Origin of the sequence: Sphingomonas prati (assembly GCF_014643515.1) — a bacterium.
GTDB lineage: Bacteria > Pseudomonadota > Alphaproteobacteria > Sphingomonadales > Sphingomonadaceae > Sphingomonas_R > Sphingomonas_R prati.
In genome coordinates, this window is sequence record NZ_BMJP01000002.1 from 501,521 (window position 1) to 516,110 (window position 14,590).

Sequence of the window (14,590 nt, forward strand, 5' to 3'; positions counted from 1 at the left end):
CCGTTGGCGCTCCAGATTTGCCCCGATGTCAGGCCCCTAGTCGCCGAGCCGAGCAGCAACGACTGGGAGCCTGTCGGGTGGAAGGCGGACGGGCGGGCGCGGTCTCTGTCTCAGCCGAGCTTGCCGAACTGGGTTTCGAAGCCGGCGCGGTCACCCTTGGCGAGGTAGCTGGCCTGTTCGATCCAGCGGTCCTTTTGGAGGCGGCCCTTGAAGGGGCCCATCTGGCTGTCGATCGCGGCCTGTTGCGTCGCGTCGAGTGCGGCGAGCTGGTCGAAGCGGGTGATGCCGAGTTCGCCGAGGCGGGTGGCGGCCTTGGGGCCCAGGCCCTTGAGCGTGGTCAGGACGTCCGGGTCGCCGACCGGTTCGGGGAGGGCGACAGGGGGCGGGACGTCGGGGTGCGCATCGACGCCGAGCAGTTGGCCGATCGTATCCTCGATCGCGGCGGCGGCGCCGTCGGCGACGCTGTCGCCCTCCTGGCCGGTCACGCGGTCGGTCGGCGTGCGGCGGCCGCGGAGCAGCAAAGTCAGGATCAGGACGAGCACGATGGCCGCCCCGATGACGAGGCCGATGGTGTTCATGTCGGGTGAGGTGGTCAGCATGGAGGGCCCTGTTCGGATCGGTCGGTCATGGGAAGGTTAGGAATACGAAGTCAGGCGCTGTCGGCCGCCTCGCGCGCGGCCTCGCGCCAGCCGATGTCGCGGCGGCAGAAGCCGGTGGGGAAATCGATCGCGTCGACAGCGGCATAGGCCTTGTCGCGCGCCGCGGTGACGGTGCGGCCGGTCGCGGTGACCGCCAGCACGCGGCCGCCGACCGCGATCAGCCGATCGTCCTCCGACCGCGCGGTGCCGGCGTGGAAGACGGTGGCACCGGTCATCGCCGCGCCGTCCAGCCCGGTGATCGTGCCGCCGCGCGCGGGCGTGCCGGGATAGCCGTCCGCCGCCAGCACCACGGTCAGCGCGCAGTCGTGCGACAGGCGCGGATGGGGGGCATCGGCCAGCGTGCCGGTGGCGGTGGCGAACAGCAGCGGGAGCAGGTCGCCCTCGATCCGCGGCATCAGCACCTGCGTCTCCGGGTCGCCGAAGCGGGCGTTGTACTCGATCAGCTGCGGCCCGGTGGGGGTGAGCATCAGCCCGGCATAGAGCACGCCGGAATAAGGCGTGCCGGCATCCGCCATCACGCGGACGGTGGGCAGGATGATCTCCGCCATCACGCGGGCCTCCAGTTCCGGCGTCAGCACGCGGGCGGGGCTGTAGGCGCCCATGCCGCCGGTGTTGGGGCCGGTGTCGCCCTCGCCGACGCGCTTGTGATCCTGCGCGGAGCCGAGGGCGACCACCGCGGTGCCGTCGGTCAGCGCGAACAGGCTGGCTTCCTCGCCGGTCAGGAACGCTTCGATCACGACCTCTGCGCCGGCCGCGCCAAAGCCGCCGTCGAACATGGTCTCGAGCGCGGCGGTCGCCTCCGCCGCGGTGGTGGCGATGACGACGCCCTTGCCCGCGGCGAGGCCGTCCGCCTTGATCACGACGGGGAGCGTGAAGCCGGCGAGCGCCGCGGACGCCTCGGCCAGCGTGGTGCAGCGGACATAGGCGGCGGTCGGGATGCCGGCGCGCGCGCAGAGATCCTTGGTGAAGCCCTTCGACCCTTCGAGTGCGGCGGCGGCGCGCGACGGGCCGAACACCGGCACGCGCGCGGCGCGGAGCGTATCGGCGAGGCCGTCGACCAGCGGCGCCTCCGGCCCGATCACGACGAGGTCGATCGCATGTTCGGTGCAGAATGCGACGACGGCGGCATGATCCGCCGCATCGAGCGCATGGCAGACCGCGTGCGCCGCAATGCCGGGGTTGCCAGGCGCGGCATGCAGGCTACCCAGCAACGGCGATTGCGCGAGTTTCCACGCAAGCGCATGTTCGCGACCCCCGGACCCCAGCAACAGGATGTTCATGGCTTCCCCTTTTGACGGCCTCCTAGCCGAGCCGGTGCCCGGCGACAACGCAGCGGCGGTTTCCGTGTCCGAACTGTCCGGTGCGCTGAAACGCAGCGTGGAGGACGCGTTCGGCCACGTCCGGGTGCGCGGTGAGATTTCGGGGTGGAAGCGGCACACGTCGGGGCATTGCTATCTGGCGTTGAAGGACGACCGCGCGGTGATCGACGGCGTGGTGTGGAAGGGGCAGGCGGCATCGCTCCGCTTCCGGCCCGAGGACGGAATGGAGGTGATCGCCACCGGCAAGCTGACGACCTATCCCGGCCGGTCGAAATACCAGATCGTGATCGAGCGGATGGAGATCGCGGGGGCGGGCGCGCTGATGGCGCTGCTCGACCAGCGGCGGCGGATGCTGGCGGCGGAAGGGCTGTTCGGTGAGGAGCGGAAGGTGGCGCTGCCGTTCCTGCCGCGGACGATCGGCGTGGTGACGTCGCCGACCGGCGCGGTGATCCGCGACATCCTCCACCGGTTGCGCGATCGGTGCCCGACGCATGTGCTGGTTTGGCCGGTTGCGGTGCAGGGCGAGGCGGCGGCAGGTCAGGTGGCGCGCGCGATCGCCGGGTTCGATGCCATGGCTGCGGATGGCGCGATCCCGCGGCCGGACCTGGTGATCGTGGCGCGCGGCGGCGGGTCGATCGAGGATCTGTGGGCCTTCAACGAAGAAGTGGTGGTGCGCGCGATCGCGGACTGCCGGATCCCGATCATCTCCGCCGTGGGCCACGAGACCGACACGACGCTGGCCGATTTTGCCGCGGACCGGCGCGCGCCGACGCCGACCGCGGCGGCCGAGATGGCGGTGCCGGTGCGGGCCGAACTGCTGGAGGCGGTGCGGAGCCTGTCGAACCGGACATTCCGCTGTGCGACGCGGTACCGCGAGCGGGCGGACGAGCGGCTGGTGGGGACGGCGCGGCGGTTGCCGACCGCGGAGACGTTGCTCAGCCCACAGCGGCAAAGGCTGGACGAGCTGGGCGACCGGTTGCCGCGCGCGCTGGGGCGGCGGCTGGCGGTGGCGCGTGGGGACCTGGCGCATGCGGCGGGGGCTTTGCGGCCGGCGTTGTTGCGCCACCGGGCGGAGCGGGCAGGCGCGCGGCTGGCGGCGGCGCGGTTTTCGCCCGTGCTGGTGCAGCGGCCGTTGGCGGAGCGTGGTCGCCAAGTCGCGCAGGCGGGGCGGTTGCTGGAGCAGCTCGATCCGAACCGGCCGCTGGCGCGCGGCTATGTGAAGGTGGAGCGGCGCGGCGACGGCAGCGTGCTGACCACCGCGGCGGCGGCGCGGGCGGCGGGGTTGTTGACGCTGCACTTCGCGGACGGCGCAGTCGATGCGCGGGTTGAGAAAGCCGGGGCAGCCCCCTATCCAAAGGTCAGGGCGGATCAGCCCGGACTGTTCGAGTGAGTGCCGTCACGATGTCGATGTTGATGCGTATCCTGCCATGTTGATGTCCCCGGGGCGGCCCGCCAAGCTGCATTATATGGCCAATAATTTCCGGATGCTGGTGCGTGGCGACCATGTCGTGTGCGCGCAGACGGGTGTCGCGATCCCACTGGACAATCTGAAATATTGGAGCGTCGAGCGGCAGGAACCCTATGCGACCGCGCAGGCGGCGAGCGCGGCGATGCTGCCGCCGCCGATCGCGTGAATCAGCCGGATGCTCCGCGGGCGTTGCTGGCGCTGAATCCCGCGCTCGACCGGGCGGAGATCGCCGCGCGTTTCGCACGCGACGGGCGGGTGCAGATCCGCTCCGTGCTGACCGAAGCGGCGGCACGCACGACGCACGACGTGTTGCGGCACACGCCGTGGGGCATTGCGTGGCAGGCGGACGGCGACGGACCGCATATGGTGCGGGCCGGCGCGTTGCCGCAGGTACCGGCGGCCGAACAGGGGCGCGTCGGGCAAGCGATCGGCACGGCGATGACGGGGCGCGGCTATGCGTTCCTGTTCTCGCAATATCCGATGCTGGAGGCATATCTGAAGAAGTGGGCGCCGGGTGGGCCGCACGACCTGCTGCTCGAACATCTGAACGATGCGCCGTTCCTCGATTTCGTGCGCGGTGTGACGGGGATACCGGAGCTGGTGAAGGCCGATGCGCAGGCGACGCTGTACCGGCCGAACCAGTTCCTGTCGGAACATGACGACGCTCATGCCGGCGAGAGCCGCCGCGTCGCCTATGTCCTGAACCTCTGCGCTGTGGACTGGCGTCCAGACTGGGGCGGCTACCTGAACTTCTACGATGCGGACGGTGATGTGAAGGCGGGGTTCCGCCCGCGGTTCAACGCGCTCAACCTGTTCCGCGTGCCGCAGCGTCACAACGTGACCTATGTGCCGCCGTTCGCCCCGCTGGAGCGGTTCGCGATCACCGGCTGGTTCCGCGACCGGTGACGGCACCGGGCGGCGAGACCCTATTCCAGCTTGCAGCGGGGATCGACGCCGACGCGCTGGCGGTGACCTATGCCGCATCGGGACGCGTGCGGATCGCGCCGTTCCTGACGGCGGAGAGCGCGGACGCGTTGCACGCGCATCTGCGCCAGCGCGAGGACTGGCGGCAGGTGGTGAACAGCGGCGCGAAGACGTTCGAGCTCGACCGGCCGACCCGCGCGGCGATGACGCCGGCGCAGGTTGCCGCGCTGGACGCGGCGGTGACGGCGGGCGCGCGATCGGGGTTCCAGTACCGGTTCGAATCGGTACGGGTCGACGATGGTGACGCCGCCCGGGCCGCGCGCGGCGAGCCAATCGACCGGTTCGCGCAGTTCATGTCCGGCGGTGCGGTCCGCGCGCTGTTGCGGATGGTGACCGGCGCGGCGGCGATCCGGTTCGCCGATGCGCAGGCGACGGCGTTCGCGCCGGGCGATTTCCTGACGGGGCATGACGATGCGGTGGCGGGCAAGGATCGGCACGCGGCCTATGTGTTCGGTCTGACGCCGGTCTGGCGGACCGAATGGGGCGGGCTACTGCTGTTCCATGACGGCGACGCGGTCGACGGATGGTCGCCGGCGCATAATGTGCTGACGCTGTTCGCGGTGCCGCAACTGCACAGCGTGTCGCTGGTGGCCCCGGCGGCGGCCTATCGGCGCTACGGGATGACGGGCTGGCTGCGTGGCGGGACGCAGCCATCGTGAGGGTTGTGCTGGCCGCAGCGGCGGTGAGCATGGCGGCGGTCGCGGTGGCAGCCCCGGCGGGAGGGCCGCCTGCGGGTGCCGCGCTGGTCGTCGATGGGACGGCGGAACAGGGGGGGGTGATCCGCGGCACGGTGCCGGACGGAACCGCGACGTTGCGGATCGACGGGACGGACGTGCCGTTTGCCGCGGACGGATCGTTCATCCTGGGGTTCGGGCGCGATGCGGGGCCGCAGGCACGGTTGGTGGCGACGCGGGCGGATGGCAGCGAATCGGTCCGCCTGCTGACCGTGGCGAGCCGGCGCTGGTCGGTGCAGTCGCTACCCACCTTGTCCCGCAGTACCCCGCCGACCGAGGTATTCCGGGTGCGACGCGAGGGCGAACTGGCGCAGATCGCGGCGGCACGCGCGCGGCGGGTGCCGGGGGATGGCTGGCGCGGCCGGTTCGACTGGCCGGTGACGGGGCGGATCAGCGGCGTGTTCGGATCGCAGCGAATCTATGCCGGCGAACCGGGGGCGGTCCATGCCGGCGTGGACATCGCGCGCCCAACCGGAACGGTAGTGCGGGCGCCGGCGGACGGGATGGTCGTGCTGGCGGCGGCGAGCCCGTTCACGCTCGAAGGGCGGCTGTTGATCGTCGATCATGGGGCAGGGATGAACAGCGCGTTCCTGCATCTGTCGCGCATCGACGTGGTCGATGGTCAGCGCGTGCGGCGCGGCCAGTTGCTGGGTGCGATCGGCACGACTGGGCGGTCGACCGGGCCGCATCTGCACTGGGCGGTGATGGTGCGTGACCAGCGTGTCGATCCTGCGCGGCTGGCGGGGCCGATGTCGGTTGAACCGCCGGCCAAACTGCCCGGCTAAGCCATCAGTTTTCGCGGCGGACGCGGATCGCGATCTGGTTGTTCACGTTCGCCAGGTAGCTTCCCATTGCGGCCCGGCGGATGCGGATCGGCTGTCCGGCGCGCGGGTCGCTGGGCAGCGAGCGCTCGTCGATCTGGACCCAGCGCGCGCCGTCCTGCAGCACGATGATCCATTTGCCCATCGCGGTGCGCGATGCGCCGCGGATCGTGGTTTCGAGCCGGTCGACCTCCGCCGCTTCCGCCTTGCCTTCGGGCGTGTCGCGGTCGCGTTCGCCGCCAAACAGGACAAGCGACGGGAGCGTCAGCCCGAACAGCGTGCGGCGTGCGGCGCGGACCTGCCCGCGATCCACCACCACGACGTCGCGGTTGCGTTCGGCCTTGTCCAGCAGCGCCGATTCCCGATCGAAGCAGGCGAGCCGATCAGCCGCGACGCCAATGTCGCGGCAGGCAATCAGCGACTGGAACACCGCGGGGCGGGCCGGGGGCGTGTCCGCCGCATGGGCCGGCACCGTGCCGCACGACAGCGCGGCGGCGATGGTGAGGAAAGGCGCGCGGGGCGTGCGGAGCGGGAGCTGGGCCATGGCCGATTGGTACCCCATAACGGCCCGCTGTCCAGTATGGGAAATCCGACACCGAACAGGCGGTTTGGTATCGCCTTTGATCGAATGTTGCAAGAAAGCGACACAAAGGAGGCGATCGTGTTGCAGCGCAACGTCCCGGCTTTACTTGCTTGCGGACGCCGGACAAGTTCCGGTCACGGAGCGGCTGAAACGAGAAAAACGGGCAGCCGGTCCAGCCGATGGGTCGAAGGCGTCAACAGGCGCATCGATCTCGCTAAGAGATAAGGGGCAACATCATGACTTCCGAGTTCGATATCCGCCGTCGCGCGCTGCGCACGGGTGCAGCATCGGCTGCACTGTGCCTTGCAATGGTGTCCGCACCCGCCTTCGCGCAGGCCGGAAGCCCGACCAGCCAGGACAACGGCCTGTCCGCCGTGCCGACCGGTTCGGCCACCGCTTCGCCGTCCGACAGCGATGCAGGCGCGATCGTCGTCACCGGTTCGCGCATCGCGCGCCGCGACCTGTCGTCGTCGAGCCCGCTGACGGTGGTGTCGAGCGAAGAATTCAAGCTCTCGGGCGCGGTGAACGTGGAAAGCGTCATCAACACGCTGCCGCAAGTCGTGCCCGGCACAACGTCCTTCTCGAACAACCCGGGCGGCGGTGTCGCCACCCTGAACCTGCGTGCCCTAGGCGCGGCCCGCACGCTGGTGCTGGTCAACGGCCGTCGTTACATGTTCTACGATACGTCCCAGATCACCGATCTGAACGTGATTCCGAGCTTCCTGCTCGAAGGCGTCGACGTTGTGACCGGTGGCGCATCGGCCGTGTACGGTTCGGACGCGATCGCGGGTGTCGTCAACTTCCGCCTGCGCAACAATCTGAACGGCATCGAAATCGGCAGCCAGTATTCGCTGACCGAACAGGGTGACGGCGCGCGGTGGGATTCGCATATCGCGATGGGCACTGATTTCGCGGACGGCCGTGGCCACATCACGGCGTACGCCGAATATTACAAGCGCAAGGCCGTGTTCCAGGGCGACCGCGACTTCTCGCGCTTCGCACAGCAGGACGGCGCGTCCGGCCTCGTCGTCGGCGGTTCTGCCACGATTCCGGCGGGGCGCTTCGCCGCTGCCGGCACGCAGGCGGTCGCCGCGGGCAACGGCTTGGGGGCGGTCACGCTCAATCGGGCGGCCGGGACGAACTACACCGGCAATGGCGCGATCTTCGCCACGCCGGGCACGTCGCGTGCGTATCAGACGACCGACGCCTACAACTTCGCACCGGTCAACTATCTTCAGGTGCCGCAGGAGCGGTTCCTGACGGGTGCCTACGGCGAATATGAAGTCAACGACCATGTCACGGGCTACATGGAAGTGTCGTTCGCGAACAATCGCGTCGTGAACGCGCTTGCCGCGACGCCGGTCACGGGCACGTTCGACGTCAACATCGCCAATTCGTCGCAGTATCTGTCGGCCGCCGACATTGCGCAGCTGAACCAGATCGACGCGAACGAGGCCGCGATCAACGCGGCAAACGTGGCGCGCGGCCGTACCGGAGCGCTTCCCGGGGCTGGCGTTGTGTCGCTGACGATCAACCGCCGCGTGACCGAGACCGGCAGCCGCATCCAGGAAGACGAGCGGAACGCGTTCCGGACGTTGATTGGCGTGAAGGGCGATCTCAGCGACAAGCTGAACTACGACGCCTATTACAGCTATGCACGGACCCGCAACTCGCAGGTCCAGAACGGTAACATTTCGCGCAGCGCGTTTGCGGCCGGCGTTCTGGACGGTTCGGTCAACCCGTTCGGCGAAGGCACCATCAGCGGCGACGCGCTCGATTCGATCACGATCCTGTCGCAGAACAACGACATCTCGGTGCTTCAGGTCGCATCGGGCAGCCTTTCGGGCAGCCTGTTCAACCTGGGCATGGGCGGACAGGATGTCGGCTTCGCGGTCGGCGGCGAGTATCGCTCGGTCAACAGCCGGTTCATTCCCGATACCGCGCTGTCTTCGGGTGACGTGATCGGCTTTAATGCCGGCCAGCCCACTTCCGGCGGTTACAACGTCAAGGAAGCGTTCGCCGAGCTGAACGTCCCGCTGGTCGCCGACCAGCCGTTCGTCCGCCTGCTCGAACTGCACGGTGCCGCGCGCTATTCCGACTATTCGCTTGAGGCGGTCGGTGGCGTCTTCACCTATGCTGGCGACGTGAAGTGGTCGCCGATCCGCGACATCCTGTTCCGCGCGACGTATCAGAAGGCGATCCGGGCACCCAACGTCGGCGAACTGTTCGGCGGTCAGCAGCAGGGCTTCCCGAATGCGACCGATCCGTGTGCCGTGGCCGGTGCGCAGAACGATGCGGCGATCAATGCAACCTGCATCGCGACCGGCGTCCCCGCCGGCCTCGTCGGCAGCGCCACGCTGCAGCCGAACACGCAGATCCAGGGGTCGTTCGGCGGCAACCCGGACCTGTCGGAAGAGCGGTCGACGTCCTACACCTTCGGCACGGTCATCAGCCCGACGTTCATTCCGCGACTGAATATCTCGGTCGATTACTTCAACGTGAAGGTGGATAACGTCGTATCCGCCGCCGGTGGCGGCGTCGCGAGCATCCTGGACCTCTGCTACAATACGTTGCAGGACGGCAACAGCGCGATCTGTCAGCTGATCCAGCGTAACCCGGATACCGGCATCATCGACGGTGCCGGCAATGCCGACGGGACGTTCAACGTGGTGGCGGCGACCAACGCCAACCTCGCGTCGCTCAAGACCTCCGGTATCGATCTTGCGGTCGACTATACGCAGCCGCTCGGCTTCAGCGTCACCGGTCGTGGCGAGAGCAAGCTCAACTTCTCGTTCATCGGAACGTGGACCGAGAAGAACGACACCAAGCTGATCGCGGAATTGCCCGACACGATCGAATGCGCGGGTCGGTTCGGTCTGAACTGCGGCGAACCGCAGGCGAAGTTCAAGTGGAGCTCGCGTCTCTCGCTGATCGACGGCCCGTTCACGCTCAGCGGCCGCTGGCGCCATGTCGGCAGCGTGCGGGACGACGACGACGGCGTCGACTATGTCGTCGAGAACCTGAAGGCGTACAACCAGTACGATCTGACGGTCGCATTCGACGTCAGCGATCAGTTCTCGCTGGCCGGCGGTGTGAACAACATCCTCGACAAGACGCCGCCGATCATCGGATCGAACGCGCAGCAGGCCAACACCTACCCGGGCACGTATGACGTGTTGGGCCGCGACTTCTTCATCTCGGCCAACTTCCGCTTCTAATCCCTGCGGAAGGACGATCGAAGCGGGGCGGGGGACGATGTCCCCCGCCCTTTTTCGTGTGTGGCACTGGTGGAGAGTTCGGCCGGGTTGCGCCGGCGTGCGCGATGGGGAACAGACAGCCGTTATTGCGTCGCGGTGCTTCGGACGTCGGTTTCAGCCGGCGTCCGGCTCTGCTGTCGGAGCGGCGTTCACCAGACATTCTTTGTCAGTGTTGAGGCTCTGCGGAGACCAGCGAACCCGCACTGATCGCGGCAGGACTGTTCGGTCGGCCTTTGGATGAGCGCACGGACCGTCCTGAACGGTCAGGAGGCGGTCACGTCGAACGCGACGCTGAGCCGTTCCCCGTCCGCGAACGGGCGGGTGCCGTGGAAGACGTAGCTGGGGAACAGGACGAGGCGGCCGGGTTGCGGCCGGATCGTTGCGAAGGGCGGCAGGTCGAGACCGAGCGCGGCGGGCGGGCGGCCGATTTCGAGCCATCCGGCGCGCGCCTCCTCGTCCGCGACGGCCGCGGGCAGCGCGATGTAGCAGGCGGAACTGAGCACGCCCATCGGGTGGATATGGCTGACGTGGAAGCCGCTGGCCGACAGTCGGACGGACCACGACCCGGCGAACGCGAATGCCGCGTGGCGGTGGCGCAGCAGCGGATGGGCCGCATCGACCGGCGGCAAGGCAGTGACATGCGCGGCTACCGCCGCGGCCAACCGATCACGCAGCGCCCGGATGGCGGGGTCGTGGTGCGCGAACAGCGCGGCGCGCGTTTGCGTGCCGCCGCGCAGCGATTGGCCGATCGGGTGCGCGCGCGTGCGGTGCAACCCGCGCAGGCGTTCGGCCAGATCGGCGAGTGCGGCCTGATCGAGCGAAAGATCGTGTGTGCGGACGAACACATCGGGACGGTAGAGCCAGTCCGCGCGCGGATCCTCCAGCACCGACCACGCAAGGCCGAGATGCGCCCATGCCGACACCGCATCCGGGCGTTCCGCGACGCATGCCTCAAGCCGGGCGGCCGCTGCGGCGGGATCGCCGTTCCGCAGGGCGTGGCGACCATGGGCCAGATCGCCGTCGAAACTGCGCGGGAGCGTGGCGAACAGCGCGGTGGCGCGTTCCGGCTGGTCCGCCTCGCTGGCGAGGACGGCCTCGGTCAGACGATATGCCGGGTCGGTGCCGCAGAGGCCGCTGTCCTCCAGCGCCACCAGTGCGGCGGCATGCCGACCCCCCCGGGCGAGCGCCTGCCAATAGGCCGCATGAAGAGCGGCGTCGCGCGGACGGCGGGCCAGCCCCGCGCGAAATTCGGCGCAATCGTCGACCATGCCGGCCTCCGATCGCATCCGGGCGAGCCGTTCCTGCCCGTCTATCCAGTCCGGCTGTTGGGTGACGGCGTCGGTCAGTAGCGCCAACCCGGCGGGATCGCCGACCGCCTCGAGCGCTTCGGCGAGGCCGAGCAGCGTGGCGGGATCGCGATCGGGGCGGGCATGGAGGGTGCGGTATCGGGCGACGGCGTCGGGCTCGCCGCGGGCCAGCGCAATCTGTGCGCGGCCCTTCAGCGCCGCGAGCCGCTGCGGTTCCGCGGCGAGGGCGGCGTCGAACGCATCCGCCGCGGCGTCGAGCCGGCCGAGCGCGAGGAGCGCCTGGCCCTGAGCAGTGACGGTGACGACATCCGGACGCAGCCGCATCGCGACCGCGATGTCCGCGAGCGCGGCGGCCGGATCGCCCACGGCCAGCAGGGTCAGCGCACGGTTGCGGCGAAGATCGACGACATCCGGATGCGCGGCAATGGCGGTCCCGAACAGCGCCAGCGCGTCCGCCGTGCGGCCAAGGTCGTGGAGCAGATTAGCATAGTTGTTGGCGATCTGCGGATCATTGGGTGCGGCGGCCAGTGCGTCGGCGAATGCGGCACATGCGGCATCCGGCCGGCGGTCGGCCTGTTCGACGAGCGCCGCCAGATGCGCGACGACCGGGTGGACGCCGACCGTGCGCCGGATGGCCAGCAGGTCGCACCGGGCCGCGGCATAGTCGCGCCGGCGAAAGGCGTCTTCGGCCTGTGCGAAGAGGCGGTTGGGGTCCGGCGGGGTCATATTGTCTGACAGGATGCGATGCCGGGCCGATGCTGTCCAGCCGCGACGACGGAAACGCGTCGCGGCTGGGGGACGGTCTTCGTCGGCGCCGTTACGCCGCGATCACCAGGGCGCCGTCGCCTTCGTCGACGTTGACGGTGCTACCGTCCGGCACGTCGCCGCGCAGGATCGCGTCGGCGAGCGGGTCCTGCAGGTAGCGTTGCACCGCGCGACGGAGCGGCCGTGCGCCATAGACCGGATCGTAGCCGACCCGGCCGAGCCAGGCGCGGGCGGCGTCGGTGAGCGCCAGCGTGACCTTCCGATCCGCCAGCAGCCGCTGGACATGCGCGACCTGGATATCGACGATCGGGGCCATGTGCGCCTGACCCAGCCGGTGGAACAGGATGATCTCGTCCAGCCGGTTGAGGAATTCCGGGCGGAAGTGGCCGCGCACGATCTCCATCACCTGCGGCTCCACGCTTTCGACCGTCTGGTCGTCGGTCAGGTGGGCGAGATACTGGCTGCCGAGGTTCGAGGTCAGCACGATCAGCGTGTTGGAGAAGTCGACCGTGCGGCCCTGTCCGTCGGTCAGCCGGCCATCGTCGAGCACTTGGAGCAGGATGTTGAAGACGTCCGGATGCGCCTTCTCGACCTCGTCGAACAGCACGACCTGGTAGGGCCGGCGGCGGACCGCCTCGGTCAGGACGCCGCCCTCGTCATAGCCGACATAGCCGGGGGGCGCCCCGACGAGCCGCGAGACGGCGTGCTTCTCCATATATTCCGACATGTCGATCCGGACCATCGCGGCATCGTCGTCGAACAGGAAGCCGGCGAGCGCCTTGGTGAGCTCGGTCTTGCCGACGCCGGTGGGGCCGAGGAACAGGAAGGAGCCAAGCGGGCGGCCGGGATCCTGCATGCCGGCCCGCGCGCGGCGGACGGCGCGGCTGACGGCCTTCACCGCCTGATCCTGGCCGATGACGCGCTTGCCGATGATCGATTCCATCGCGATCAGCTTGTCGCGCTCGCCCTGAAGCATGCGGTCGACGGGGATGCCGGTCCAGCGGCTGACGACGCCGGCGATATCGTCGGCGGTCACCTCCTCGCGCAGCATCGCGCCCTCGGCGGCGGTCTCCGCCTCCGCCAGCTGGCGTTCGAGGCCGGGGATGACGCCGTAGGAGAGTTCCCCGGCGCGGCCGAGATCGCCCTTGCGCTGCGCCTGGTCGAGTTCGATCCGCGCGGCGTCGAGCTGGCCCTTGAGCACCGCCTCGGCGTTGATCTTGTCCTTCTCACCCAGCCAACGCGTGGTGAGCGCGCCGGACTGTTCCTCCAGATCGGCGAGGTCGGCCTCCAGCGTGTCGAGGCGGTCCTTCGACGCGGCGTCGGTCTCGCGCTTCAGCGCCTCGCGCTCGATCTTCAGCCGGATGATGCGGCGATCGAGCGACTCGATCTCCTCGGGCTTGGACTCGACCTCCATGCGCAGGCGCGAGGCGGCCTCGTCCATCAGGTCGATCGCCTTGTCGGGCAGGAAGCGGTCGGCGATGTAGCGGTGCGACAGCGTGGCGGCGGCGACCAGCGCGCCGTCCGCGATCCGCACGCCGTGGTGGAGTTCGTACTTCTCCTTCAGCCCGCGCAGGATCGAGATCGTATCCTCGACCGTGGGTTCGCCGACGAAGACGGGCTGGAAGCGACGCTGGAGCGCGGCGTCCTTTTCGACATATTTGCGATATTCGTCGAGCGTGGTGGCGCCGATGCAGTGCAGTTCGCCGCGGGCGAGCGCGGGTTTCAGCAGGTTGCCGGCGTCCATCGCGCCCTCCGACTTGCCCGCGCCGATCAGCGTGTGCATCTCGTCGATGAACAGCACGACCTCGCCCTCGGCCTGGCGGACCTCGTCGAGCACGCCCTTCAGCCGCTCCTCGAACTCGCCGCGATACTTTGCGCCGGCGATCAGCGAACCCATGTCGAGCGCCATGAGGCGGCGGTCCTTGAGGCCGTCGGGCACGTCGCCGTTGATGATGCGGAGCGCGAGGCCCTCGGCAATCGCGGTCTTGCCGACGCCGGGCTCGCCGATCAGCACGGGGTTGTTCTTGGTGCGGCGCGCGAGGATCTGGATCGTGCGGCGGATCTCCTCGTCGCGGCCGATGACGGGATCGAGCTTGCCGTCGCGGGCGGCCTGCGTCAGGTCGCGGGCGAATTTCTTGAGCGCGTCGTAGCGGTCCTCCGCGCCGGCGGTATCGGCGGAGCGGCCCTTGCGGAGCGTGTTGATCGCGGTGTTGAGCGCGTCGGCCTTCATCTTCGCGGCGGCGAGCGCCTTGCCCGCCGCGGTGGTGGGCGACAGGACGAGTGCCAACAGCAGGCGTTCGACGGTGACGTAGCTGTCGCCCGCCTTCTGCGCGACCTGTTCGGCGGTGTCGAACACGCGGACCAGATCGTTGTCGATGCCGGGCGATTGCTGCGCGCCGCCGCCGGAGACGGCCGGGATCTTGGCGAGCGCGGCGTCGGTTTCGCGCAGCGCGGCCTTCGCGTCGCCACCTGCCGCGGTGATGAGGCCGGACGCCATGCCCTGCTCATCCTCGAGCAGCGCCTTCAGCATATGTTCGGTGCCGATCCGCTGATGGCTCATGCGGATCGCGACGGTCTGCGCGGACTGGATGAAGCCCTTGGCGCGGTCGGTGAATTTTTCGAGGTTCATGGTCACTCCCCAGATGTTGGTGGGGATATGGTGTTGCGCTTATGTCACACAAGGGTGTCGTGTG

Annotated in this window: 11 protein-coding genes; 6 read left to right on the forward strand and 5 right to left on the reverse strand. The window is 69.1% G+C overall.

All coding sequences use genetic code 11. From position 1 onward, the window contains the following. Nucleotides 1-110: 110 nt before the first annotated feature. Nucleotides 111-599, reverse strand: a complete 489-nt coding sequence (locus tag IEX50_RS10250; protein ID WP_229673881.1) for a helix-hairpin-helix domain-containing protein — start codon at nucleotides 597-599, stop codon at nucleotides 111-113. 50 nt (nucleotides 600-649) lie between these two features. Beyond that, nucleotides 650-1,939: a phosphoribosylamine--glycine ligase gene (purD, locus tag IEX50_RS10255; protein ID WP_157176583.1), complete on the reverse strand. Its 1,290-nt coding sequence runs from the start codon at nucleotides 1,937-1,939 to the stop codon at nucleotides 650-652. Here purD and xseA point away from each other — a divergent pair. The 5 genes from xseA to IEX50_RS10280 are packed head-to-tail and all read left to right on the forward strand — an operon-like array spanning nucleotide 1,938 to nucleotide 5,949. After that, nucleotides 1,938-3,368 (forward strand): exodeoxyribonuclease VII large subunit, encoded by a 1,431-nt coding sequence (gene xseA, locus IEX50_RS10260; protein WP_229673883.1) that lies wholly within the window; start codon nucleotides 1,938-1,940, stop codon nucleotides 3,366-3,368. The genes purD and xseA overlap by 2 nt on opposite strands. Nucleotides 3,369-3,405: 37 nt before the next feature. Then, nucleotides 3,406-3,612 (forward strand): DUF2093 domain-containing protein, encoded by a 207-nt coding sequence (locus IEX50_RS10265; protein ID WP_157176581.1) that lies wholly within the window; start codon nucleotides 3,406-3,408, stop codon nucleotides 3,610-3,612. Beyond that, nucleotides 3,609-4,352, forward strand: coding sequence for a 2OG-Fe(II) oxygenase (locus IEX50_RS10270; protein ID WP_229673885.1), 744 nt, complete (start codon nucleotides 3,609-3,611; stop codon nucleotides 4,350-4,352). Before IEX50_RS10265 ends, IEX50_RS10270 begins: the two co-directional genes overlap by 4 nt. Next, nucleotides 4,349-5,089, forward strand: a complete 741-nt coding sequence (locus tag IEX50_RS10275) for a 2OG-Fe(II) oxygenase (RefSeq protein ID WP_229673887.1) — start codon at nucleotides 4,349-4,351, stop codon at nucleotides 5,087-5,089. Before IEX50_RS10270 ends, IEX50_RS10275 begins: the two co-directional genes overlap by 4 nt. Before the next feature lie 29 nt (nucleotides 5,090-5,118). Then, nucleotides 5,119-5,949: a M23 family metallopeptidase gene (locus IEX50_RS10280; protein ID WP_184075143.1), complete on the forward strand. Its 831-nt coding sequence runs from the start codon at nucleotides 5,119-5,121 to the stop codon at nucleotides 5,947-5,949. A gap of 4 nt (nucleotides 5,950-5,953) precedes the next feature. On the opposite strand, the gene IEX50_RS10285 is transcribed toward IEX50_RS10280, so the two are convergent. Beyond that, entirely contained in the window at nucleotides 5,954-6,529 is a 576-nt protein-coding gene (locus IEX50_RS10285; protein WP_157176579.1) for a hypothetical protein, read from the reverse strand. A gap of 275 nt (nucleotides 6,530-6,804) precedes the next feature. Between IEX50_RS10285 and IEX50_RS10290 the strand changes: the two genes are divergently transcribed. Continuing rightward, nucleotides 6,805-9,786 carry a TonB-dependent receptor domain-containing protein gene (locus IEX50_RS10290; protein WP_184075110.1) on the forward strand — a complete coding sequence of 994 codons (2,982 nt, stop codon included), beginning with the start codon at nucleotides 6,805-6,807 and terminating at the stop codon, nucleotides 9,784-9,786. Nucleotides 9,787-10,088: 302 nt separating this feature from the next. Here IEX50_RS10290 and IEX50_RS10295 read toward each other — a convergent pair whose 3' ends face one another. Further along, nucleotides 10,089-11,858 (reverse strand): putative 2OG-Fe(II) oxygenase, encoded by a 1,770-nt coding sequence (locus IEX50_RS10295; RefSeq protein WP_157176577.1) that lies wholly within the window; start codon nucleotides 11,856-11,858, stop codon nucleotides 10,089-10,091. Between the two features lie 91 nt (nucleotides 11,859-11,949). Then, nucleotides 11,950-14,526: an ATP-dependent chaperone ClpB gene (gene clpB, locus IEX50_RS10300; protein ID WP_157176576.1), complete on the reverse strand. Its 2,577-nt coding sequence runs from the start codon at nucleotides 14,524-14,526 to the stop codon at nucleotides 11,950-11,952. Nucleotides 14,527-14,590: the final 64 nt, after the last annotated feature.

What these genes read in the sequence shown, in the direction of transcription:
- IEX50_RS10280 (WP_184075143.1), top strand. Translation starts at nt 5,119, where the DNA reads ATGGCGGCGGTCGCGGTGGCAGCCCCGGCGGGAGGGCCGCCTGCGGGT.
- IEX50_RS10250 (WP_229673881.1), bottom strand. Translation starts at nt 599, where the DNA reads ATGCTGACCACCTCACCCGACATGAACACCATCGGCCTCGTCATCGGG.
- xseA (WP_229673883.1), top strand. Translation starts at nt 1,938, where the DNA reads ATGGCTTCCCCTTTTGACGGCCTCCTAGCCGAGCCGGTGCCCGGCGAC.
- IEX50_RS10265 (WP_157176581.1), top strand. Translation starts at nt 3,406, where the DNA reads ATGTTGATGTCCCCGGGGCGGCCCGCCAAGCTGCATTATATGGCCAAT.
- IEX50_RS10295 (WP_157176577.1), bottom strand. Translation starts at nt 11,858, where the DNA reads ATGACCCCGCCGGACCCCAACCGCCTCTTCGCACAGGCCGAAGACGCC.
- clpB (WP_157176576.1), bottom strand. Translation starts at nt 14,526, where the DNA reads ATGAACCTCGAAAAATTCACCGACCGCGCCAAGGGCTTCATCCAGTCC.
- purD (WP_157176583.1), bottom strand. Translation starts at nt 1,939, where the DNA reads ATGAACATCCTGTTGCTGGGGTCCGGGGGTCGCGAACATGCGCTTGCG.
- IEX50_RS10285 (WP_157176579.1), bottom strand. Translation starts at nt 6,529, where the DNA reads ATGGCCCAGCTCCCGCTCCGCACGCCCCGCGCGCCTTTCCTCACCATC.
- IEX50_RS10290 (WP_184075110.1), top strand. Translation starts at nt 6,805, where the DNA reads ATGACTTCCGAGTTCGATATCCGCCGTCGCGCGCTGCGCACGGGTGCA.